We start from the raw sequence: 23539 nt of genomic DNA, 5'->3' as shown, positions 1-23539 counted from the left end.
CGACAAAACGCGCTGATAGGAGCACCAGGCTCAAGCTTCGGTGTCACCTCTCGCGGGATGATCGACAGGAGATACTCGCCACCTCGATCGCCACGAACCGTTCCTTGACTTCACTATAGAGCGGGCGGAACATTGGCCAATCACAGTTCTTTTCTGACCAAGGAGGTTCGCATGAATTCCTGCAGGTCATTTTTCCCACGCACAATACGTTTGTTCCTGGCTGCATTCATTGTGCTGATCCTGAGTGGCAGCGTCCTCGCGCAGAATTCGGCGATGACGCAGCTAGCTGAATTGATCGGGCTCAAGGACAAGATCAAGAATTCTGACACTCGAACGCGCGTGGAGGCCTTCCACCGTGTATGGACGATCGCTCTTGAGTCCGACAGCTCTGAAGTGAAGATGACGGCACTGGGGCTGATGGCCGAACCGCTGGGAAGCTCCTCTGATCACATTCGCATGCCGGCTGTGTATGCCATTGCGGAGATCGCCAACAGCACGAATGATACCCCGGTGAAAATGAAGGCGCTTTCGACCTTGCGCGAACCGATCGTCTCCGGGCAACTGCCCATCCGCATCGCTGTTGTCGATGCAATCAACCAGATTCGGTGGACCAGCGCGAGCGACTTGCCGCTGGAAGCCGTGAAGCTGCTCGGCGAACCCGTCCGCAGCGGAAATAATGGCATACGCATACCCGCGATCAATGCGATTGTGCGAACGGTGGAGCAAAGCAATAACGATCGCGCCTATAGCGCCGCACTTGACCAGCTTGTTGCGCCTCTTGATTCAGCGGCCCCGATTGGCGGAATGGAAGTACGAATGATAGCCGTGGTGGCTGTCGAGCGGATCGGGATGGAAGCGACGGAGGTCGCGACCAAAGCGAAGGCGATGGGCATGATGCAGTCGTACGCCAACAAGGGGAGTTGGGAGCCGGAGGCGAAAAAACGGGCGAGCGAAGCGGCCCTGAGGATTCAGAACAGCACCAAGCAGAAGACGCCGACGATGCCAGGGAATCCGGTGGGAGACTGAGAAATAAGGATGGAATCCACAGCTGGCAAAAGAGGGCAGGAATAGAGCACCGAGTCGGAAAAAGCTACTCTCTAAGTTTCGCCAGCAGATCCTGCGGGTGGACGGGTTTAGCGAGGATTTCGAATTCGTGGCCCTGGGCTCGGGCGGTTTCCAGCAAGTCGGCGGTGGCGGCCTGACCGGAGAATAATAGGATTTTGCAGGTTGGGAGGAAACCGCGGATGTTGATGGCGGCCTCGATGCCGTTCATGTCCTGCATGATGACGTCGCTAATAATGAGGTCCGGGCGGACGGTTTTGGCGCGCTCGACGGCGCCGGTGCCGCTATAGACGGCGGATGCGTCGAACCCGTGCTGGTTCAGAATAATGGCAAGGGTGTCGGCAATGACGTGCTCGTCGTCGACTACGAGGACTTTCGGCTTCCCCTTGTTGTTATTCCCATCGCTCATTAAAAACCCCACCTCTTCGATGCAGTATTCCCGCACAACGCTGCTGAGAAGATTATAACTCCTCAGAGGTGAATGGGCGGGGAGGTGATGTGCGCCGCTGGAGATGACGCTACCGCCGCCGCCGGAACCGCACGCCACTGTCAGCCTCCGAGGCCAACCTTGTTGCGGAGTTCTGCATTCCAACTACTAACTCCCGGGGGATCTTTATGCGCAGGACAGTGTTGGCCGTCGTTTGCCTATTGGTGTGTGCAGTTGCAGTATGGGGTGCCAACACCGGGAGGGGAAAAGACCCACTTGTGCTAACAGCGGCAGAAGTGGGACACGGCGAACTTGGGGCAGCAAACCCGCTTCTTCTGTCTGCGGCTGGAATCGGCGTAACCGACGAACAGTATGGGACGGCACAGCAACAGGCTCAGCAGCAGGAAGAGAATGATCCGGACCGGCCGGTGCTGAAGCGGCGTCCGACGCCAGGGCCGGATGCGCAGCCAGGTGAGCCGCAGCAGCCCGACCGGAATTCCCAGAACAATCCATACTCTGTTCCACAGCAGAATCCCACCCCTCGGCAGAGTGCGGACCAGCAGAACGAGGATCAGAATGCGGGACAACAGCCGTCGGCTTCGAACGGCCCAGTACTCCAGCAGCGCACGCCGGCTCCAACGTACTTCCCTGCCTCGAGCACGATCCCTCTCAATACTCAGTTCCAGGTGGTGCTGGATGAGACTCTGTCTACGAAGACTTCGCACTCTGGGGATAGTTTCACGGCGACGCTGGATGAGCCGCTGCAAAGCTCGCACCGCGATGTGCTGATTCCTTCCGGCTCAAAGATACTGGGGACGGTGCAGGACGCGGAGTCGGGTAAGGTGTTTGCCTCGATGCGCGGCAAGGGGCGTCTGGTGCTCCGGTTCGATACCGTTGTGCTGCCGGATGGGCGGCGGCTGCCGATGCAAACAACCCTCCTCTCCATCGGGCCGAACAAGACCAAGGCCTCAGTGAACCAGGAAGGCGAGATCACGAGCGGCACGCGGGCGGGGGATGCGGTGAAGAAGGTGGCTGTGGGCGCGGGCGTCGGAACGATTGCTGGGATGATCTTCGGAAGCGCTCTAAAAGGTACAGCGATTGGAGCTATCGCGGGCGGCGGTTATGCGATGGCGAACGCCGGAAAAGATATTGAATTGCCGGCGCGGACGACGGTGAATCTGAGATTGGACCAGTACTTGATTGTGTCGCAAAGAACGGCACACTAGCACGGCTTAAAGAACAATAACTGTTCCCGACACGAACCACGAGCGGAGCCCAATCGGGCTCCGTTGGTTTTTGCGAACCCGAAGCACCGACTCACGAAATTGATTCACCGTTTTAGTGCAGACGTTGAGACCGCGATTGGAGCTCTAAAACTTCCCTACCAGGTGTTATATGCGGTGCCGTCGCTGGCGGTGGCTTGTGAGCCGCTGTGGACGTCGTCGATGCCGGGTTCCTGCTGGTCGACGGCCATCAGGGTGTCTTCCTGCACGGTCTGCCACGTATCATTGGAGCCGGTCATGGGGTCCTTGGGAATTTCCTTCAGGTAGTTGGCATCGACGAGGTCCTGAAGCGACTGCGGCGCCTTCTGCTTGTCGAGCGTGTACTGGTCGATGGCGTTGCGAATCACGTGGAGGTCCTGGCGCAGAACCGATTCCTTGGCATGCAGCACGGATTGCTGATATTGGGGAATCGCCACGCCCATCAGGATAAGGATGATCGAGATGACGATCATCAGTTCGATGAGGGTGAAGCCGCGAGTTCTGCGAATCTTCCGGTTGTTCATAGTTACCAATCCGAATACTTCGTTCCGTCCAGCGCCGTTCCTTGCGAGGTGGTGTGGACGTCAAAGACGTTCTGTCCTCCCCATGAGTCCGATTGCGGATCGTCCTGCATGGAGCGCAGCCCCCACTCGGTGGTTCCGGTCATCGGATCGACGGGGATGCGGCGCAGGAACTTGATCTTCTTTCCGTTGACGTCGACGCCGTTGACAAGGGTATCGAGATCGGGCGGATAGCCTTCGGAACCGACCTTGGTCTGGAAGGCACCTCCGTCGGCCGCATCCTTGTAGCGATCGATGGCGTCGCGCATTTCCCAGAGGTCGGCGCGAAGTCGCTTTTCCTTCTCGCGCTTGATGCTGACGCGCGCAATGGGTACCGCCGCTCCCGCCAGCAGCGCCATGATGGCGATTGCGACGATGAGTTCGATCAGCGTCATGCCGCGGGTTTTGGCGAACGTGTGTTTCACAGTTAAAACCTTGGATGCCCCGTCCCGCGCAGGGTTTGGGAGATGCGGGCCCGTGCGTCTATTTTACCCGTCAATCGAGTCCGAATCCTGCAACCTTGGTGCCCCAATTGGGGTGGCCCTCAAGAACTACATCTGGACTAACGAGTTTCCTTCACCCACGTCTGCCAAACACGGCAGACGTGGGGCACGGAGAAAACAAAACCTGCACAATCTACTTCACGGTCACGACAGCCTGCGCGCCGCTGGCCGGCATCGCCTGATTCGCCGGATCACGGAGTTGGGCGCGGTTGATCGTGAGATTACTCTGGCCAGCCGCCTTCGCCATGAAGGTTAAGGTGAACACCTGCCCATCGCCGGAGACTCCGCCAGCGCCGGGTGGACGCGTGGCGGTGACGTTCAGGGTTCCGATGGTCGGGTCATTGCGATTTACCAGCGCAACGGCCTGGCCGTCCTTGGACAGGAAAGGACCAGCGGAGACATTCACCAACTCAAGAGTCTTCGGATCGTAATTGATCTGCGCCGGGATCGAATATACATTTTGCGCTCCGGTCACGCTGACGTTCACCGCAAACGTGGTGCCCGGGGCCTGATCAACGGTCGGCGGATCGAAGCTGAGTACTGCGCCAGCGCCTTGCGGTCCCATGTTCGGAGCCGGAGCCTCGGCCTGCGGTGGCGGAGTCGCCTGCTGCGGCATCGGCTGCTCCGGCGCCGGTGCGGGTGCCGGAGTTGCGGGAGTAGGAACTGGCTGGCGGGTCGCCGGCGCCGTGTTGTCCTGCCTCAATTGAATTGCGTTCGCGGTACCAACATCGATGGCACGCTCGTTCTGGCGGGTGATGTCCTGCTCGCGAACGATGTGCGGAACGACGACAAACACGATCTCGTTGTCGGTAACTTCCTTGGAATTGTTGCCGAAGAGATACTTCAGGATAGGAATCTGCGCGAGTCCGGGGAGGCCTGCAACAGAGCGAACGTCGCTCGACTCCATCAAGCCGCCAAGCAGGTTCACCTCGCCGTCCTTGAGACGGATGGTCTGCTCAATGTGCTTCGACCCGATGACCGGCTGGTTAATGCCACCGATGTTCGAGGTGCTGATGACGGACGAAATTTCAAACATCATCTTCAGTGTGACTTCGTGATCGGCGTGAACCGTCGGAGTCATGTCGATGTTTACGCCGACATCGATGTACTGGAACTGAGTGTTGACCAGCGGGTTGATGCCGACACCGCCGATGCCGGGCTGGAACGAACCCGTTGCCACGGGGACGCGGCTGCCGATCTTGAGAGTCGCCTTCTGTCCGTCGAGCGCACGAATTTGCGGATTCTCCAGGGTCTTGGAGGTGCTGTCATTCAGCAGCATGGCGAGGCTCATTGAAGGAATGCTGACGGCAAAGTTGCGCGCGTCAAGATTTGCCAGGTCATTCAGGGTCAGACCGTTGCTCGTGGTGGTTCCTCCGGTCGTACCACTGGTTCCGCCGCTCGTTGTGCCGCCCTTCGGGATGATCGAGATCGTCGGGTTATTGCTCTGCGAGAAGGGATACTGGATGCCCAACTGACGCAGTTTGTCTTTCGAGACCTGCATGACGGCGACTTCGACTACAACTTCCGGCCGCGCCTTATCGATGTCGTCGATGACTTTCTGCGCGAGCGCGATCTGGTCCGGGGTTCCGCGCACGATGATGGCGCCCTGCGAGGGCAACTGCTGTACGCGAGTGATCTCGAGGATCTGTCGCAGCGAATTGGTTACGTCCTGGATCTCGGTAGGCGTCGATAAGTTGGATAGGTAAAAAGTGCGGATGACGCTTTGTTCGAGTTCCTTGCGCTTCGCCTGGGTATCGGCTGCGACGAAAATGGTGTTGGGGGTGACGGGACGCCAGAAGGTCTTCGATTCCAGCGAGACGATTTCCAGCGCCTGGTTCAGGGTAACGCCATTCAGGGCAATGTGGATGCTTCGTGACTGCGTCGAGTAGTCGGGGTCGAATAGGACGTTGATTCCAGCGAGCTTGCCGATCGTCTCGTAAACAACTTTTGCATCCGCGGTCATTTGCATCGTGATCGGCTGGGTCGAGATCGGCGCCAGTTCAACAGGCCCCGAAGCTTCCTGCAGGAGGTGATCAATGGTGGATTGGGATTTAGTTTCCGGCGGCGGAGGCCCCTGTTCCACCTCTTTGATCATCTGCTCGGTTCGCCGAATCTCCTGCTGGGCGATGAAACTGGACGGATCGATGGCAAGAGCTGACTGGAATTCTTTCAGCGCGTCTTGCAACTTACCGGCGTCGCGAAGCAGTTGACCTTTGTGCACGTGCGACGCCGACGCGAGAAACTTCGTGCGCTCGAAGGCGACGCGATACCGCATCTCCGTGGGCTTGAGGTCGTAAGCTTGCTTGTAGTTGTCGTACGCCAATTCGTAATTCTGTCGCGCCTCGGCGTCACGACCCTTTTCATAAAATGACTTTGCTTTATCGGCAAGCGCCGGCATCGCGGCGATGAGCGCGATCAGGAGAACCAAGCCGAACCAGTGCAAGCGTTTCATTGCGCTCCTTATGAAAGTGAGCAGCAAGGTGCTGCTCACAAAAAACAAGGCCTTCGCTGGGCCTGACACACTACGGGCAGGGCACGAGTATAGCACCTGTTTGCAAGGTAAGTGCCCTACTTGTGTTAGCATACGAGCTTTGGCGTCAGGGTTGAACCAGCAAATGCACGGGGGCCTTTGGTACCAGCCCACTTCCGGCCAGGGACTCCCGTACCCGACTGTAAGTCGTAAGAAAAATGGCGCGTCAAACTACCCACCAAGTCGCTCCTGACAAGCAGAAGAATCCGAAGCGCGACCCGGTCGCCTCCGGCGAGCGCGATGCCACGCAAAACCGAGCCGCCTCGCACAATTATTTCCTTTCGGATAAAGCCGAGGCCGGAATCGTGCTTCGCGGCACTGAGGTCAAAGCGATCCGTGAAGGAAAGGCGAATCTCAAAGACGCCTACGCGATCGTAAAAGAGGGTGAACTGTTCCTCCTGAACCTGCACATCGGCTCTTACCAACCTGGCGGAAGCTACTACCAGCACGACCCGCTGCGAACTCGTAAACTGTTGATGAAAAAGCCCGAGATCCTCAAACTCGGCAGCAAATTGCAGACCAAGGGCGTGACCTTAATTCCGACTCGAATGTATTTCAGGAACGGTAAAGTCAAGGTCGAGGTGGCGGTAGCAAAAGGTAAACAGCTCTGGGATAAGCGCGAGACCGAGCGGCGTAAGACTGCGGATCGCGAGGCGAGAGAGGCGATTGCGAGGAACAGAAAAACCTAGGCATCCTGTGCCTCGGTACCGGTGTACCCAACACATCCCGCGTGACATAAGTCATGGCATCCCTCGCCATCCCCTCCTATCCTCAAATCGTGGCTGAACCCTCAAGAAAAAAGCCGAAAATCGTCCTTCACCCGAAGCATCCGGAACGGATCTGCTGGGGCTGCGACCAATACTGCTCGGCAGACGACCTGCGCTGCGGTAATGGAACAGTACGAACTCAACATCCAAGCGAGCTGTTCGGTGAAGATTGGCTGGAGTGGAACCAGGACGAAGGAGTTTTCTCGGGTCATGAGTCCGCAAACGCAGATGCGTGAAAATCCGGTGCCCCCGACCGGTAGTTTCACCTGGTTCTGAATTACTCCTCCGGATTCTTCTGCGTTTCTGTTGCTTTCGGCTGTTCTATCGATCCGGCGAGCACTTTTGTAGTCAGTGTGGCCAATGGGGTCAAGAACCATGTGAAACGGCCAATCTGGGTAAACGGATCGATACCACGAACAACCAGGCGCACATGAATCGGCCTGGTCACGTCGCCAGGTTGGAAAACACTGCGGGGCAACAGTGAACTGAAATCCCAAACCGCACCTTCCACATTCTTTTCCCTGCCATCTGCCTGGATCGTTACGTCGCCCACATAGGAGCCAGCATCAAGAACCCTGACTTTCAGTGGCCCGCGAATAGTCGCCTTGCTGGCATTTTCGAGCCGGAGTTCGAAGTCAACGGAATGGGTCTTCATGTCGTAATAGCGATTTAGGAATTCGAGACGAACAAGCTTGCTCGCATCTTCCAATTTAGCCAGTTCGGGACTTCCGTTCTTCACGACATCGCCATCCACGGTGATGTCGGTTGTCCAAAGTTGAGGAAGCCCCGTTGGATTGGCGATCCAGAGTGGATGGAATCCGCCGTTTGCGTCGGCAGCTAACCCCATCGTGTGGCCGCCATGGAAAACAAACCACGGAATGGAGAGCGTGTTGGTCGAATGTGGTCCTTTTTCACCGCTACCGCCGAACAGGTAAACGCGCCCGCCGCGGCCCGGATCGTAGTCGACGTTCGAAGCCTTCACGCTGGGCATGAATGTTTCTCCTCCGTCCAAAGACGCACGGAACCGCGCAGCCCATCCGAGATTGTCCGGAAATTCGCGCCGATCGAGCCACATCACTCCCACGACACCGCGGGGATTGACAGCGACTTGAGCGTGAATATCATCGGGCCCGCGGATAGTGTCGCCGACTTGCCTGGCAATATCGTCATCCATAATTCGCGGGTGCGACCATTTCTTCCCTTTGTCCGTCGAGAACGACAATTTCACCTGTGACCTGTCGGAAGACCGGTCTTCCCAGACGACATAAATGCGGTCGCGAAAAGGACCATTGCTCTCGTCCACCGCGAGACTCGTGTAATAACTCCCGTTCGGCTCGAAATCCGCGAACCAGGGTGCAATCTTCGACATCTCCACCTTGAGAGGCCAATTTGGATGTTCGAACGTTACTCGAACCAGGTGAATCTCGGCGGGCAAACGAACGCGAAATCCTTGCTCTGAGTCTTCTGGAGACTGCTTCATCACGGGCATCGGGATTACCAGGCTGCCATCGGACAGGATCGCGCCGGGGCCCACGTTTACATCGTGGAATCCCTTTTCCATCGGTACCACTTGCGTGAAGAACGTCTTGCCGCCATCGGTCGAATAGCCCACGCGAATGCTCTTGTCGTCTTCACCCATACCGTACAGATATACCCAGCCGTTGTGAGGCCCCGGCCTGTTGTCCACGACGATGAAACTGCGTTCGGCATGAATGACACGCGCAGGGGCTTCCCAAGTCTTACCGCCGTCATTAGAACGATCGACCCGGTCGTAGCCATCCTTATCGTCGGGTCCGGTGCCCTCGGAAAGCGAATACAGTGTGTGACCGGGACCGAACCGACAATCAGGATCCCAGCTCTCGTAGCCGTCCTCACCCTTCGTTTGCAATGCCAGCTTCCAGGTGGTTCCACCATCGAACGAAACGTAGGTCGCGACTTCGCTGGAGGGCGAATCGTTGGGAAAAGTCATGGAACAGGCGACGAGTTGGCTGGCATCGTTGGGATTTGCGGCGATCTCGGTTTCACCGTGCGGCGCTGCCGCCAAGTCCTTACTTACATGGACGTTTGCGCCCACATGCATGCTTCCGGTCGAATCAGGCGCTTGTTGCGCGATTGCCGACAGTTCCAAAAGTGAGACTCCTGCAAGCATCGATACGACGCAGACGGCGTTTGCAAACGAATGAAATGTTTTCATGACATCCCCGGTATTTCTTAACGCAATTCTTTCAGATTTCCAGTACGGAATTAAACCAAACCACGATTCCATGCTGCTTCTGACGACAGACTAGGTTTGCAGGAAAGGCTAGGGGCTTGATCTGGATCATGTAAAGGTCCAGATTCAAGTTCAAGTGTAGGTCCACGATCCAACTCACCGACATAAGCGAGGGCGAGAACTGCACCTGCTCCTGGATCTAAATTCTGCATAGGATCTGGACCTTTACCGGATCGATGATCTGGATGGAACATTGTCAGACTGGCGTGGGGTCGGCTTGCGGGATTCCTGTAAACTCGAGATCACATCCCTCCTCCAGGAACTTCATGACTAGCGCGAATAAGAGTTTTATGGGCTTCCTTGATCGCCCGCAGATGGTGTGGTGGCGCAAAGCGCTATTCCAGGTCCACCTTTGGGCCGGAGTGATTGTCGCTGCTTACATGATTGCGATCAGCCTGAGCGGCAGCATTCTTGTTTATCAGCGCGACCTTCAGGATGACACGCCGCGACTCGCCCAGAACGACAGCGCCGATGACGCCAAGTTCGATCCCATCGTTGCAATTGCTCAAAAAGCCTATCCCGGGGAACCCCTCGACAATATCGATCTGCGTACGCTGGATAGGCGCGTAGTTCCCGTTGGCCTTAAGGATGGCGAGCGCGACCGCATTGTGTATGTCGACAGCGTCTCCCGCAAGATTGTCGGAGAAGAGATTCTGCAAGCGCGCCACCCTGTGCTGCAGTTCCTCGAAGATTTGCACAACGAATTGGCTGGTGGCCGGAGCGGAGCTCTTATCAATGGGGTCGGCGGTTTCCTTCTCACGTTAATGTCGATCACAGGCATCGTTCTGTGGTGGCCGGGCAGAAAGAATTGGAAGCGCGCACTGAACATTAAATGGAGCGCGCGTTGGGCGCGAGTCAACTGGGACCTGCACAGTGCGTTCGGTTTCTGGACCCTGCTGCTTGTGGGCATGTGGGGAATTACGGGGGCTTATTTCATCTTTCCCCAGCCATTCGCGCGCGGGATCGCATTCTTCTCTTCCATGGCCCATATGCAGGAGAAGCCGTCGCAGTGGCGCACTTCCGAGGGAATCCACGACCCCGATGCGTATATCGGCAAAGCTCAGCAGCTATACCCCGATGCACAACTCGCCTACTTCTACATGAACACCGCGCGCGACGGCGGTGTCGTGAAGGTATTTCTTTCGCGAGATCCGGAACGGCCGCTGGTGATGATGGAGGATGTCGTGTCGTTCGACCCGGCTACACTGGAGATACTGTCGGATATCAGCACAAGAAAGCTCACGGCCGGAGAGAAGCTTTCTCTTGCGGTCTACTCCATTCATTTCGGAGACTTTGGCGGGCAGTCCATCAAGTTTCTGTGGTTCGTTATCGGACTCTCCCCTGCACTACTGGCGATCACTGGATTGATCATGTGGTGGAACCGCGTCCTGAAAAAGAAGTGGCGGAACTTGAAGAGTCCAGCGACTCAGCCAATCTCCGCCCCGAAGTTGATCCCTGAAGAGCCCACGGGATCTATTGCGAAGTGACTCCCAATTGCCAGAATAGAAACGCCAGTTCGAGACTCGTCTGCTCGACTTCCTTAGCCGTCGGCAGCGTTCCCGAGTGCCCGGATTTTGAGTCGTAAAGCAGCAGGACGGGCTTCCCGGATGCTGTGTTGTTCTGCAGCATGGCCGTCATCTTCCTGGCGTGCGACGGATCGACACGCGTATCACCGTCTCCCGTCACCAGCAAAACGGCAGGATATTTCGTTCCCTTCTTGACGTGGTGGTAGGGAGAATAAGAATAGAGCGTCTTGAACTGCGCGGGGTCGCTCACTGAGCCGTATTCGGGCGTCCACCAGCGCGCGATGGAAAAGCGCTCATAACGGACCATGTCGATGAGCGGATAGCGTCCGATCACGGCACCGAACAAGTCAGGTCGCTGAGTCAGGCAAGCGGTCACCAACAGGCCGCCATTGCTCATGCCCTGGATCGCCAATCGACTTGGCTTCGTGTAGCTGTTATCGACCAGCCACTGAGCCGCCGCGATGAAGTCGTCAAAAGTGTTCTGCTTGTGCGCGCCCGATCCGGCCTTGTGCCACTCCTCGCCGAATTCGCCGCCGCCGCGGATATTGGCCTCGGCGTAAATTCCCCCTCGTTCCAGCCAGACGGCCTCTTCCGGAGAGAATGTTGGCATTTGCGCCCAATCGAAACCGCCGTATCCGTGCAAGAGAACCGGAGTCATTCCGTTCTTGATAAGACCTTTTTTGTGAGCGATGAACATTGGGACGCGAGTGCCGTCCTTGGAGGAATACCAGACCTGTTCCACCTGAATGTCGGCAAGAGCCGATGGAACCTTCGCGGCGGAGATAACGGTCTTCTGTCCGCTCTTGAAGGAATACGAAAATGCTGTCGCAGGCGTTTGGAAAGAAGAGTAAAGGAAGCAGACGATCGGCGAATCCCACTCACCATCGATTGTGTTCGCCGAACCCAATCCCGGAAGAGCAATCGCCCCGGTCTGTTTTCCATTCATGTCAAAGATGCGCAGCTCCGAGTGCGCGTCTTTCATGTAATTCACGAGCAGTTTGCCATCAACCGCGTCGATTGTCTCAATCGCATCCTTGCCCTCCGGAATAAGGGTGCGCCAATGCTCGACCTCCGGTTGTTGGAGGTCGGCTACCATGACTCTCCCGAAAGGCGCTTTCCAGTTGGTCTGGATATACAAATGTCCCGCTTCCGCTTGAGCCATGAACTGCGCATTTATACCGCTGACTACCGGCTTTGTGGGGGAGGCGTTTTTCAGATCCTTCACATAGAGGTCGATTGGACCCGAGGCACCGTGAAGCACGCTGATGAGTAGCGTGGCGCCATCTTCCGAGACGTTCGCGAGCATGATCATCTCTGGACCGAGATTGGAGCCAAAGATCAATTGGTCAGATCCCGCTGGTCCACCAAACTTGTGTTCATACAGGCGTGGCCCGCCATCCATCTTGATGTAGAAGAATGCAGACTCGTCCGGCATCATCGGCAGGCTCCAATAGATATAACGTGCCTCGGGAAGGACATCAGGCAGGTCTTTGCGAGAGTCCATTTGGAAGAAATGGATGCTGACCTGGTCACGGCCACCGCGCCGGACGGCGTATGCGACCAGTTTCCCATCTTTAGAGACGTTCAGCAGATCGATCGTGTCGGAATGATCTGCGCTCCAAGTGCTGGGATCAATCAACAATTCTTCTTTTCCCGTCTTGGCGTCCTGCACGTAGAGAGCCGGGATTTGATGGCCGGGATCCTTCTTCAAAACGAAATATCGGCCGGCGCGGTAGATAACACGTTGTGGTTGTTCGATGTTGGAGAGCTGAAGAACATCCTTGCGAAGGCCGGGAAGGTCAGAGCGATGGTCCAACAGTGAGGCCGTGTACGCCTGTTCGTGCTTGATCCATGAGCGCGTCTCCGGACTCGACGAGTCCTCGAGCCACTGGTAGGGATCGGAGACGACAACGCTATGAATAGTGTCCTTGGTGTCTTCTGCGACCGACTTGGGCGGAGCGGATAGCGTCGCGACCTGGGCCGAACACAGCGCCGCCAACACGCATGTGAAAACCAAAAATGATTTCCAGAAATACGATTTCAGGCATGAGCGGTTCAAGCCGTACCTCCAGGGGAGAGCAGGAATACCGTCCAAAAACCAAGGAGCGTGCGGCAAAGTTTACCGTACGCTCCTTCCGGGGGGAGTTAGAACTGAAGTTTCAACGCGAACTGCAGGGATCTCGGCGCGCCAATCTGGTAGAGACTGCTGAATCCACCATCGGCACCACCTGTCCCCAAGCTGTTAGAAAGAACCTGCGTTGAATAACCGAAATTCGGGCTGTTGAGATGGTTGGTGCCATCCGACTGCGCACCCGGATCACCAAAGTTCGAGTGATTGAAGAGGTTGAACGCTTCCGCACGGAACAACAGGTTCAGTCTTTCGGTCAGCTTGAAGGTCCGGCGAACCGCCATGTCCTCCTGCCAGGCGCCGAAGCCACGCAGTTTATTGCGAGGCAGGTCGCCCTGCGTGAAGGAATCCGAAGGCGTTGAAAATGCCGCCGCATTGAATATCTTGCCGCCCGGATACTGGGAACCATGGAGATAGAAAGGCTGCCCGGGGACGATGTTCGGTCGCTGGTTTCCGGCATCTGCGTTCCACCACAGACCGAAGGCGGGAAGCACACCCGTGGTGACGTTTACGGGAACCGATGAGTTCGCCCGGAACAGACTGTCGATTGCCCAGCCGCTGGTCAGGCCCTTCAGCAGTGCACTTCGCTGGGCGGTAGGTATGTCATAGCTTACTGCGGCAGAGAAGTTGTGCCGCATGTCGAAATCGGAATTGCCCCGATCGAGGTTAGGACTGTAAACCGTATAGTAGGGATTCGGAAGATTAACGCTTGACCCGTTGTCGATCGCATGCGACCAGGTATAGGAAGCGATGACTTGAAGTCCCTGCCATGGGCGCTGCCTAAACTGGGTTTGCAAAGCATTGTAGTTAGACCAGCCGTCATTTGTGACCACGTCCAAGTAGCTGAAGGCTGCATTTCCGCCCATGTCGGGAGTTAACATTTCCCGGCGAAGCAAATCGTTACTCTTGTTTCCTACGTAGCTGACCGTCAAAGAGCGCGATGACCCGAGTGATTGCTCAGCCGTCACATTCCACTGATACACTCTCGGATCCTTCAGATGCGGATCAAACGCGAACATGAAGGCCGACACAGGAGTATCTGTGAACGGAGGTGCTGTGCCATCGGCCGGACTGATCGGGAATGTGTACGTTCCGAAGCCGCTGCTGACTCCATATAGATACTTCGTCCGTCCGTAAGGGAAGCCCAAGGTTCCCTGTGCTCCCTGCTGATTGCCCAATCCGTAGAAGAGTCCCCAGCCGCCACGGAGAACCAGTTCCCTTCCGGCAGTATTCCGTACCGTGTAGGCGACACCGAGCCGCGGGGCGAAGTTCTTCTTGTTCGGCTGCCACAGAGGGGTCCCCTTCGGGGCTACTTGAACATTAGCCGGATCGTTCAGATTGAGCACGGTATAAAACGGGTGCCCGCTATTTTCCGATGGCGGCGGGTCATAGTCCCAGCGGAGCCCATAGGTAAAAGTCAGCCTGCTGGTTGCCCTCCAGTCATCCTGCGCGTAGAAAGAGAGATTGGTAAATATCGGCCGAAGCTCTGAAGTATCGTACCCGTCGATCGAGGCGTAGTAGATATTGCCTTGAGCGAGGTCCGCGAAAGAGGTCGCGACATAGCCGATATCCCACGGACGATACCCATTGGTTGGAGACAGACGGCGGTAATCCACGCCGAACTTCATGTTGTGATTGGCTTTGGAAAAGCTAACGGAGTCAACGATGTTGAACTGCCGCTGATGGTTTGTCGCGTCGTTGCCGACATACCACCCCGTGCTTCCGTCGAACATATAGAGGCTGAACACGGAGTTCTTGATGTTGTAGTTGGGATTGGTCGAGAACAGATAAGCATCCGATGGCGCCACTGCACCGGCAAAGTCCGTGGGCGTAACCACAGTCGCACCCTTCGCCTGGCTCAAGTTGACGCGAAGATCGTTCACCAGGCGGTTGTTAAATACGTAGGTAGCGCCGCCCGTAATCGTTGCAACGTTCGAAATCGTAGTGCTCAGCGTTGATCTTGAATAGAAGTCAAACGCTCCATGTTGCGAACCGTTCGATGGACCGTCGTCTCCCCTAAGGAAGACGGTTAGCTTGGGTGTGACGTTGTAGTCCAGCCTCAGACTCGTTGCATTGAGGGTGGAGGGATTGGAGAACGTCATGATGGCATCCGCCGTGTAAACACCCGGCACATCATTTTTCGTAGGCAACGGATAGGCGTTAAACAATGGCTGAACCGCCGCAATGGCGTTCTGCCGAGCGTAGGTGGACGGAACGATTTCGGTGCGCGTAAATGGTACCCTCAGCCGCAATCCTTCATACGAGAAGAAGAAGAACAGCTTGTTCTTGATGATCGGGCCACCCAGGGTTCCGCCGAAGTCGTTCTGCTTTTCGGCCGGCTTAGCGAGATGATTCACCCGGGCGAAGTAGTCCCTCGAATCGAACACATCATTTCGGAGGTACTCAAAAAGGCTTCCGTGCAGGTTGTTGGTTCCCGACTTGGTCACAATCGAGAGTTGTGCGCCGGGGGTCCGGCCGTATTCCGGGGCAAACGTCGACGTTTGGATCTTGTATTCCTGCAGCGCGTCCACAGACACCATGTTGTTGTAGCCGCCGTTGTTGCTGGTCGCCTGGGCGGCGCCGGCGCCGGCTGCGCCGAGATATACGTTGCTGCCCTGCGTGATGCCCACGTTGGCACTCACGCCGTCGATCGAGAAGTAGTTCGCGTCTGTGCGCTGGCCATCGACGCTAAACTGGCCGATGCCACTGTAATAAGACTTCGCCGTGACGCTTCCAGGAGTGAGGTCGATGAGTGCCTGGAAGCTACGTCCGTTCAATGGCATGTTCTCGATGAAGGAACGTGAAACTTCGGTGGAGACGGAACTGGATGTGTCAACCTCTTGGGCCGATGCATTGACGTTCACCGTCTCCGAACTTGCCCCGAGCGCAAGCGATATATTCTCCGAGAGCCGATCCTGCACGTGCACTTCCACATTCAACACGCTCTCCTTGAAACCCGCTGCTGTTACCGAGATCTTGTAATTGCTGGGACGAAGACTGGGAAAGTAGTAGTTTCCAGTTCCATTCGTCTTCGCTGCAACCGTAACACCCGTAGCGGTATTGGTGATCTTCACATCCGCACCGGGAACAGCCGCTCCCTGGGGATCTCGGACCTGGCCTGCGATGCTTCCGGTCTCAGTCTGTCCCAACAGCACCGGAGGCAAGCACAAACACACGAATAGAAACAGCAATAGTGAGAGTAATTCGGCGGATCGCTTCACTTCTCCTCCTGTGCACTGACAACTGGGTTAACAGAGTTCGAAAGCTCCACACCACGCGTGGGCCCTGAATGGGGATTGCGGGAATCCTACACCCGGGTTGGCATCGGTAAAGAGCCAGAAGTTGACGCGATGATGGGTCCAGAGCACGCGACTGTTTCCGAGTTGGCGACACCGAATTCTCAAACCGAAAATGCGAAAAGCTATTCTTACAGTCTGTCTCGATTTTCATTGGCTACGGAGGAAACTTCGCGGCAGAGTTAAGGGGAGCAGTGCTTAACTGGTAGAACTGGCACGTTGGTCGAGGCGCGTGTTTCTATTCCGATCCAACAACTTGAAGAACCAATACAACGGTATTGAAAGGGCGAGCAGAATGAGTCCTGAAAGCGCGTGCTTGAAGTCAGAGATGATCGTGTTCCCCACGATCCAGAGAGTAGCACAGACAAAAAGCGACGGTGCGATCGGATACCACGGACAGCGATACGGACGCGGAAGCTGTGGTTCTCTCACCCTGAGTACAATGACGGCCAGCACCGATAGGCCATAGAAGATCCACGCCGTGAAAATCACCGCAGTAAACAGTTCCTGGAAGGTTCCCAGCAGCGTGAGAATCGCCGCCCAAATCCCATGCGCGATCAGTGCGGTCACCGGCGTGTGATATTTCTTGTTAACGCGCCCGAATACTCGGAAGAAGAGTCCGTCATTCGCCATGGCGAGTGTCGCGCGCGGCGTAGCGAAGGTCGAACCGTTGATGGCTCCGAGGATCGAAAGAGAAATCAGTACGGTCAGAACCATTGCGGCTTTGCTGCCCCACGCCGTAGAGACCGCGATAGCCGCAACGTGATCACTGGAACGAATTGCGGCGGGGTTCAACACCGAATAATAAGCGACGTTGGCGAGTACGTAGATGCTCATGCACGCGAGAGTGCCCAAGATAAGGCTCGCCGGAATGTTTCGAGTCGGGTTCTTAACCTCGCCTGCCACGAATGACAACGTATGCCAGCCATCGTAGGCCCAAAGGACCGCAATCAACGCTATTCCAAACGCCGAAAACTTAAATTGTCCTGGAGTCGGCCAGAAACTGCCCGTCAGGTTCGTCCAGTGCCCATGCAGGAACAGGAAGACCGTCATGACCAGGAGGCCACCGAATTTGATCGATGTAAGAACGTTCTGAACCCACTTGCCGAGCGTCACGCCAAGACAATTAATGGTCGTGAAGAACAGGAGAACCGCAACCTGGAAGACCTTCTGTTGAACCAAGGAAAGGTGCGCGACACTTGCGACATAAGTTCCCGCGCCCACGGCCATGGTTGCGACACTTCCGCTGTTGATGATGGCCAGCCCCATCCAGCCATAGACAAAACCGGCGAAACGGCCGTAGGCCCTCTCAATGTATATATAAAGGCCGCCGGCGTTCGGAAGGCTCGCGCCCAATTCGGCCAATGCCAAACCACCGAGGACGCTGAGAAAACCTCCGACCAGCCATACCGCAATCACGGCTGACAGGGGCGGGACCTCGCGTGCAATACTCCCGGGCACGAGGAAGATCCCGGAACCGATGATGACGCCCATCACCAGTGCGGCAGAGTCCAGCATTCCAAGCTGCCGGAGCAGCGCTCCTGACGTTTCCTGGATGCGTGACTTGTCTTGGTTCGGTTCCATTTTGACCTCGGCGGTGGGTCCGCGCACGCTCTTGTCCAGCAGTATCAGTTACGGTCGAACACAACTTCTCCGCCAGCAATCGTCATGTCGACTTTCACTTGCGCAATGTCTTCGGCAGGTATATTGAAGATGTCTTTCGATAGCACGGCCATATCAGCGAGCTTACCGGGCTCGAGTGAGCCCTTTACGTGGTCCTGGAAGGAGGCGAATGCTGAGCCTACGGTATATGCGTGTACCGCCTCTTTGACGGAGATCTTCTGTTCCGGCACCCAACCTTCTGGATGACTCCCGTCGATTGGCCTGCGCGTTGTCGCTGCGTGGATCCCGGCAAGCGGATCAATTGGCGCTACCCACCAGTCTGAGCCAAAAGCCAGGCGGACACCTGCGTCCAGCAGCGACCGCGTTGGCCATGCCCCCTTAGCCCGTTCAGCACCGATCCGGCCACAGGCCCAACGGCCATCGTCGATGCAGTGGTATGGCTGCATGGAGGCAACTACGCGCATCTTCGAGAAGCGGGCGAAGTCGGGCGGATGGACATGCTGGGCATGCTCGATCCGGAATCTCCGATCACGCGGTCCGTTCGACGACTCGATCCTTTCGAAGAAATCCAGGATCATCTTGATCCCGCGATCACCGATGGCATGAATTGCCAACTGCAAGCCGGCCGAATCGCCCCCGAGCATCGTCGCGTACATTCCGTTCGGATCAGTCAATTCATCGCTAGGTCCGCCGCAATTTTCGGGATTGTCGGTATAGGGTTGAAGAAACCAGGCGGTGCTGGAGCCAAGCGATCCATCTGCGAACCCTTTCAGACCGCCTATCTGCAGGGTTTCGTTACCGAATGCCGCAAGGACCCCAATGTTCGCCAATATTTTCCACAGTGGTAATGGAGTGTGCAGAGCTACACGAATCTTGAGATCACCATTCTTATGTAGTCGCTGGTAAGACTGAAACAGATCGATGGTCCGCTGCTGGATAATCGGTACGACGAATCCCATGTCCTGAACGCTGGTCACGCCAAACCGAAACGCGTGCGCTTGTGCTGCCTGCAACGAGGTCATCATCTGCCGGATCGTGAGCGGTGGAATCGCTCGTTCGATCAGGCTCTTGGCGGAATCGATGAAGATGCCATTGGGCCTGCCATCTGGATGTCGCCCGATGACTCCGCCAGCCATGTCGGGAGTGTTTCGATCCACCCTGCCCAGCTTCATGGCCACGGAATTCGCCAGCATCGTGTGGGCGTCCACTTGATTCACGAATACGGGATTGTCCGGGGTAACGTCGTCGATCAGTTCGTGCGTCGGCAGGCCCGGCGGCGTCCAAGCCTGCGGATCCCACTCACCCAGCAGGATCCACTCTCCTTTGGCGATTCCTTGTGCGAACTTGGCGATGCGGTCGCGAAATTCTTCCTTACTCTTTGCCGACCGGAGTTGCACGCTCGTAAGCGAGGCTCCACCGTAGTAAAAGTGCACATGCGCATCGTTGAATCCAGGGACCACGCGCCGTCCGTGCAGTTGGATCACCCGCGTACTCCCACTTCGCAACCCATCGATATCCGCACCACTTCCAACTGCGACGATCTTGCTGCCGGAAATCGCAATGGCTTCAACTTCTGGTTGTGCGGGGTTTTCCGTCCAGATCCTGCCGCCGGTCAAGATGAGGTCAACGCCAGCGTTTTGTTTTCCCATGCGCTCTCCAAAGTCGCGAACTAATGTCTTCGTCCACCTTAGAACTTCAGTGCTCGTGAGTCGCAATTCACATTGTCGTTCTGATAGCGGGACTAATGGTATACGGTCGCGGTAATGGTCGCGTCAATGCGTGGATGGGGTAAAGAGCCAGAAGTCAGTGATACGATGGGTCCAGAAGAGGGTGGCTTATGCGGATATTGGAAGGCATTTGGCTGGACCGCGACGCGAAGCTGACGCTGCAAGAGCAACTAGTGCGCCAGATCAAACAGTACGTCCAGCAGGGCCGCTTGTCGCCCGGTGAGGCAATGCCGTCCTCGCGCGAACTCGCACACGAATTGAAGCTATCTCGGAATACGGTGGTATATGCCTATGATCGTTTGGAAGCAGAGGGATACCTGGAGGTTCAGGCCAGATCGGGAGTCTTCATAAGTCCATCGATCCTGCTGTCCCCACATTCGAAATGGCCTGAAAAAGCAAAGGCAGCCCCTCAGAGACGGCAACCCCGTCCCGCGGCGATGCGATTGCCCGCTCCCTTTCGGCCGTGTCAGCCGGACGTCAATCTCTTTCCACTTCCAATCTGGAACCGTTTCCGCGGGCGAGTCCTTCGGCACCAGGGGCGAGCGCTACTGCATTACCAGGCGGCCTGCATCTCAGGAGTGCCGGCATTGCGCGAGACGCTCGCTTCTTACCTTCGCGACAGCAGAGGCGTTCAGTGCGACTGGCGTCAGGTTGTCATCACCTCGGGGTCACAACAGGCACTGTTCATTCTGGCTAAGATACTTCTCAACTCCGGAGACCGCGTCTATCTCGAGGACCCCGGATATGTGGAGGCACGGTTGGCGTGGCACAGCGCCGGTGCACGAATTCACCCCGGCGTCGTCGACGAAGAAGGGCTGACGCTGCCGACGGGACACATGGATGAGTTTTCACTGGCCTATATGACCCCTTCGCGACAGTTCCCGACCGGGATCTCGATGTCTCTCCCACGACGACTGGCCTGGATCGACTTCGCCGCGCGCACCCGAACCTGGATCATTGAGGACGATTATGATTCCGAACTGCGGTATCACGCGCAGCCGCTCCCCAGTCTCCAAAGCCTCGATCGGAATAACCGGGTCATCTACGTGGGAACGTTCAGTAAGCTGCTATTCCCGTCCCTGCGCCTGGGATACGTTGTCGTACCGGAGAAACTGCTGGATGCCTTCGAAGAGATAAAGCACCTGATTGATGATCATCTGCCACTCGTCGATCAGGCGACGCTCGCAGTATTTCTCGAAAGCGGCGCCTTCTTTTCTCACATTCGGCGATGCCGTCGAGTTTATGCAGAGCGTCAATCGATGTTTCTCGACATGTTTCGAAAATCGGATCTCCCATTCGACTTCCGCCATGTCGATGGTGGAATGAACCTGATCGGGCATCTTCCGCCGGGAACAGACGACGCGAAGTGGTCGGAAAAATTACGTGCAGCCGAATTCGATGTCCCACCCATTTCACATTACTCGATCAAGCATGGGGACCCCGGACTGATCTTCGGGTTCACAGCCTTTGACGCCAACACAATCCGTTCGTCATTTGACCGAATGACGAAGGTATTGCGCTCCGTCTCTTAGAAGGATCTGGGCAAGGCCCTTCACGTCGAAAGAACCGCTCACTTCTCTTCCCGATCACTGTTATAGCGGCGTACGAGGGATGCGAGTTCTCGAAGTGAGGGATCGGGGCTTTGTTCGAGACGCGTGCACACTGCCATTGCGTCTTTCTTGGGTTCGTCTTGTCCGAGCTTGAACTTTCCTTCCATCCTTTCGATCTCCAGTTCAAATCCGGAAATCGAGGGTAACCGGCGAGTGATGTCAGAGTAAGGGACATCCGTCATCTTCCACCCGTTCGGAAACTCAGACTCAAAGCGGTTCGTCAGAACGCCAACCCAATGCTCCAATTCGCTTTCAGTCTGCAACCGAATCCGCCCGTAACAATGCACTGCCGTGTAGTAGTAGGTCGACGGCATATCACGGTTGGGATACCAAGAACCGGAAACGAAACTGTATGGGCCTTGAAAGATTGCGAGGGTTGGCGTATCGACATTCTTCAATATCCGCGAATGCTCGTTAGCCCGGGCAATGTGGCCGACGAGCGTGCCATTCGATCCCCGGGAACGATCGAGCAAGAGAGGCAAATTCGTCGCGAGCGGGCCGTCCGCACCATTATTTATAAGCAGGGCCCAGGGATAGGCATCGATAAATGCGAACAGTTCTTCGCAACTATGAGGTTTCCAGCAAGGGCGAACAAACATCGCTGCTCCGAGTCATTCTTGAAATACAGGGGAGATTACGAAGAATAATGTCCTGTTAACTGGTCCACGTAAAGGTCCAGAAGATGAATTGGCGATGGTTCCAGCGCCTGGCAGCTGAGGGGGATTTCGGCTCTGTACACCGATTAGCTTCAGCGAGGCTCGAGTGGCAATGAAAACGAAAACACAGACCCCCGCCCGAGTTGGCTCACGAGACTGATCGTCCCCCCGTGTGCTTCGACGAGCGCCTTGGCTATCGCAAGCCCCATTCCCGTCCCTTGAATTGTCGAGCGTCGTCCGCGACCGCGATAAAACTTGTCGAAGATCATGCTTTGGTCAATTGCCTCGATGCCGGGACCCTGGTCAGCAACGCTGGTCACGAGCTTTCGTTTCTGTACTTCGCTCGTGATCGTGATTCTTGTTCCCTCCGGCGAGTACTTCGCTGCATTGTCCAGGAGTTGCGAGAGCACCTCGCTGATGCGGCGCAAATCCATATTCACCGCAGGAAGTGAACTTTCGGCAACAACTGTGACCGCATGCTTCGAGATTGCATTCTTCGAAGCCGCCACGGCCGCATCTATGGCTTCGGTTATGTGGCACGGCTCACGTTGGAGTTCAACGGCGCCGGCATCCAGTTGTGCCATTTCCGCCGCTTCGCCCACGAGACGATTCAGCCGATCGCTCTCCTCGTTAATGACGGTCAGGAGCTCACGGCGTGCGTCTTCTCCAAGGTCTGTGTCTCCCAGTAGAGCCTCTGCTGACGCCTTAATTGAGGTCAGAGGTGTTCTGAAATCATGCGTTACCGAATCAAGCAGGACGGATCGCAGCCGTTCACTTTCGCGATTTGCTTCAGCGTGTGCGAGTTTCTCGACTGCCCCCGCTCTTTCGATCGAGATTGCCACCAGGCTGCCAACGGCGTCCAACGTCTGGCGCTCGAGATCGGCCCCGACAATCCCGAGAGCTCCGACACTTCGAACACCAACCCGCAATGGAATGATCAGCGCGCCGCGACTGGACTCTGATGAAGGCTCCCCTCGATCCGCAACCAGTTTCAAGTCGTCCTCGCCAATCAAACCCTGGGCAGCTATGTCGGAGTAGTAAACCTTCCTTCTCTCCGGAAGAAACACTCCGACCGCGGTAGCTGAAAATGTTGAAGCGATGTTCTGGGGAATACTGTTAACCAGGGTAAGCACATTTTCTGCGGTGAGCATCTGCTGACTGAACGTGTAGAGGTGTTCCAATTCCTCCCTGCGACGGTTGGCGGTCTGGGCTTCGCGTCGCGCGCGTTCCGCAAGCTCGCTGGCAATAACGGCGGTTATCAGGAACGTCCCTAGTGCTACCCAGTTCTGAGGATCCGAAATGGTTAAAGTGCCAACTGGTGGGAAGAAGAAGAAGTTGTAAGCAATCGTTGCGAGGATCGAAATTGCGACAGCATATCTGAGACCCCATGCGGCGGAAATGACAAGTACAGCAAGAAGAAGTGTGAATCCCACCGTTGTCGGATTCAGGTGTATGAAGTACCTGTAAACCACGACTATGATGGCGATGATGAGCACGCCCAGCGTAAAGCGCAGTGGCGAACTACGGCGTGGTTTCATTGCGCAGATTGTACCCGATTCGACAAGCTGCGATCCTTTGGCGACAATATGC

Annotated in this window: 17 protein-coding genes; 6 read left to right on the top strand and 11 right to left on the bottom strand. The window is 56.3% G+C overall.

Features of this window, described 5'->3' with window-relative positions; all coding sequences use genetic code 11:
• Positions 1-171: 171 nt before the first annotated feature.
• Entirely contained in the window at positions 172-1026 is an 855-nt protein-coding gene (locus ROO76_02605) for a hypothetical protein (protein ID MDT8067036.1), read from the top strand.
• Positions 1027-1090: 64 nt separating this feature from the next.
• Here ROO76_02605 and ROO76_02600 read toward each other — a convergent pair whose 3' ends face one another.
• Entirely contained in the window at positions 1091-1471 is a 381-nt protein-coding gene (locus ROO76_02600; protein MDT8067035.1) for a response regulator, read from the bottom strand.
• Positions 1472-1767: 296 nt separating this feature from the next.
• On the opposite strand from ROO76_02600, the gene ROO76_02595 reads away from it, so the two are divergent.
• Complete coding sequence (locus ROO76_02595; GenBank protein ID MDT8067034.1) at positions 1768-2715, top strand: hypothetical protein; 948 nt, start codon at positions 1768-1770, stop codon at positions 2713-2715.
• 155 nt (positions 2716-2870) lie between these two features.
• Here ROO76_02595 and ROO76_02590 read toward each other — a convergent pair whose 3' ends face one another.
• The 3 genes from ROO76_02590 to ROO76_02580 form a co-directional block, all read right to left on the bottom strand.
• Complete coding sequence (locus ROO76_02590; protein MDT8067033.1) at positions 2871-3275, bottom strand: type II secretion system protein; 405 nt, start codon at positions 3273-3275, stop codon at positions 2871-2873.
• A 2-nt stretch (positions 3276-3277) separates the two neighbouring features.
• Positions 3278-3736: a type II secretion system protein gene (locus ROO76_02585; GenBank protein ID MDT8067032.1), complete on the bottom strand. Its 459-nt coding sequence runs from the start codon at positions 3734-3736 to the stop codon at positions 3278-3280.
• Between the two features lie 211 nt (positions 3737-3947).
• The gene (locus tag ROO76_02580; protein MDT8067031.1) at positions 3948-6266 is read right to left on the bottom strand and encodes a cohesin domain-containing protein; all 2319 of its coding nucleotides are present in this window, start codon (positions 6264-6266) and stop codon (positions 3948-3950) included.
• A 236-nt stretch (positions 6267-6502) separates the two neighbouring features.
• Here ROO76_02580 and smpB point away from each other — a divergent pair, with 236 nt between their 5' ends.
• Positions 6503-7033: an SsrA-binding protein SmpB gene (smpB, locus tag ROO76_02575; protein ID MDT8067030.1), complete on the top strand. Its 531-nt coding sequence runs from the start codon at positions 6503-6505 to the stop codon at positions 7031-7033.
• 53 nt (positions 7034-7086) lie between these two features.
• Positions 7087-7347 carry a DUF3079 domain-containing protein gene (locus ROO76_02570; GenBank protein ID MDT8067029.1) on the top strand — a complete coding sequence of 87 codons (261 nt, stop codon included), beginning with the start codon at positions 7087-7089 and terminating at the stop codon, positions 7345-7347.
• 41 nt (positions 7348-7388) lie between these two features.
• Here the strand turns inward: ROO76_02570 and ROO76_02565 are convergent, their stop codons facing one another.
• The gene (locus ROO76_02565; protein MDT8067028.1) at positions 7389-9305 is read right to left on the bottom strand and encodes a sialidase family protein; all 1917 of its coding nucleotides are present in this window, start codon (positions 9303-9305) and stop codon (positions 7389-7391) included.
• A gap of 344 nt (positions 9306-9649) precedes the next feature.
• Here ROO76_02565 and ROO76_02560 point away from each other — a divergent pair, with 344 nt between their 5' ends.
• On the top strand, positions 9650-10870 hold the full coding sequence (locus ROO76_02560) for a PepSY-associated TM helix domain-containing protein (protein MDT8067027.1): 1221 nt from the start codon (positions 9650-9652) through the stop codon (positions 10868-10870).
• Here the strand turns inward: ROO76_02560 and ROO76_02555 are convergent.
• From ROO76_02555 to ROO76_02540, 4 genes are all read right to left on the bottom strand, one after another.
• Complete coding sequence (locus tag ROO76_02555; GenBank protein ID MDT8067026.1) at positions 10857-12968, bottom strand: prolyl oligopeptidase family serine peptidase; 2112 nt, start codon at positions 12966-12968, stop codon at positions 10857-10859. The two genes, ROO76_02560 and ROO76_02555, sit on opposite strands and share 14 nt — an antisense overlap.
• A gap of 86 nt (positions 12969-13054) precedes the next feature.
• The gene (locus ROO76_02550; protein MDT8067025.1) at positions 13055-16258 is read right to left on the bottom strand and encodes a carboxypeptidase regulatory-like domain-containing protein; all 3204 of its coding nucleotides are present in this window, start codon (positions 16256-16258) and stop codon (positions 13055-13057) included.
• A 273-nt stretch (positions 16259-16531) separates the two neighbouring features.
• On the bottom strand, positions 16532-17917 hold the full coding sequence (locus ROO76_02545; GenBank protein MDT8067024.1) for an amino acid permease: 1386 nt from the start codon (positions 17915-17917) through the stop codon (positions 16532-16534).
• A 44-nt stretch (positions 17918-17961) separates the two neighbouring features.
• A complete protein-coding gene (locus tag ROO76_02540; protein MDT8067023.1) occupies positions 17962-19605 on the bottom strand; it encodes an amidohydrolase in 1644 nt (547 codons plus the stop codon).
• Positions 19606-19793: 188 nt separating this feature from the next.
• On the opposite strand from ROO76_02540, the gene ROO76_02535 reads away from it, so the two are divergent.
• Positions 19794-21215 carry a PLP-dependent aminotransferase family protein gene (locus tag ROO76_02535; protein ID MDT8067022.1) on the top strand — a complete coding sequence of 474 codons (1422 nt, stop codon included), beginning with the start codon at positions 19794-19796 and terminating at the stop codon, positions 21213-21215.
• 38 nt (positions 21216-21253) lie between these two features.
• Here ROO76_02535 and ROO76_02530 read toward each other — a convergent pair whose 3' ends face one another.
• Together ROO76_02530 and ROO76_02525 are read right to left on the bottom strand one after the other, a co-directional pair.
• On the bottom strand, positions 21254-21892 hold the full coding sequence (locus ROO76_02530) for an FMN-binding negative transcriptional regulator (GenBank protein MDT8067021.1): 639 nt from the start codon (positions 21890-21892) through the stop codon (positions 21254-21256).
• A gap of 149 nt (positions 21893-22041) precedes the next feature.
• Complete coding sequence (locus ROO76_02525) at positions 22042-23487, bottom strand: DUF4118 domain-containing protein (GenBank protein MDT8067020.1); 1446 nt, start codon at positions 23485-23487, stop codon at positions 22042-22044.
• Positions 23488-23539: the final 52 nt, after the last annotated feature.

The organism is Terriglobia bacterium (genome assembly GCA_032252755.1).
Classification (GTDB): domain Bacteria; phylum Acidobacteriota; class Terriglobia; order Terriglobales; family Acidobacteriaceae; genus JAVUPY01.
Note: the sequence above shows the minus strand (reverse complement) of the source record. Positions and strands in the feature narration are given on the sequence as shown.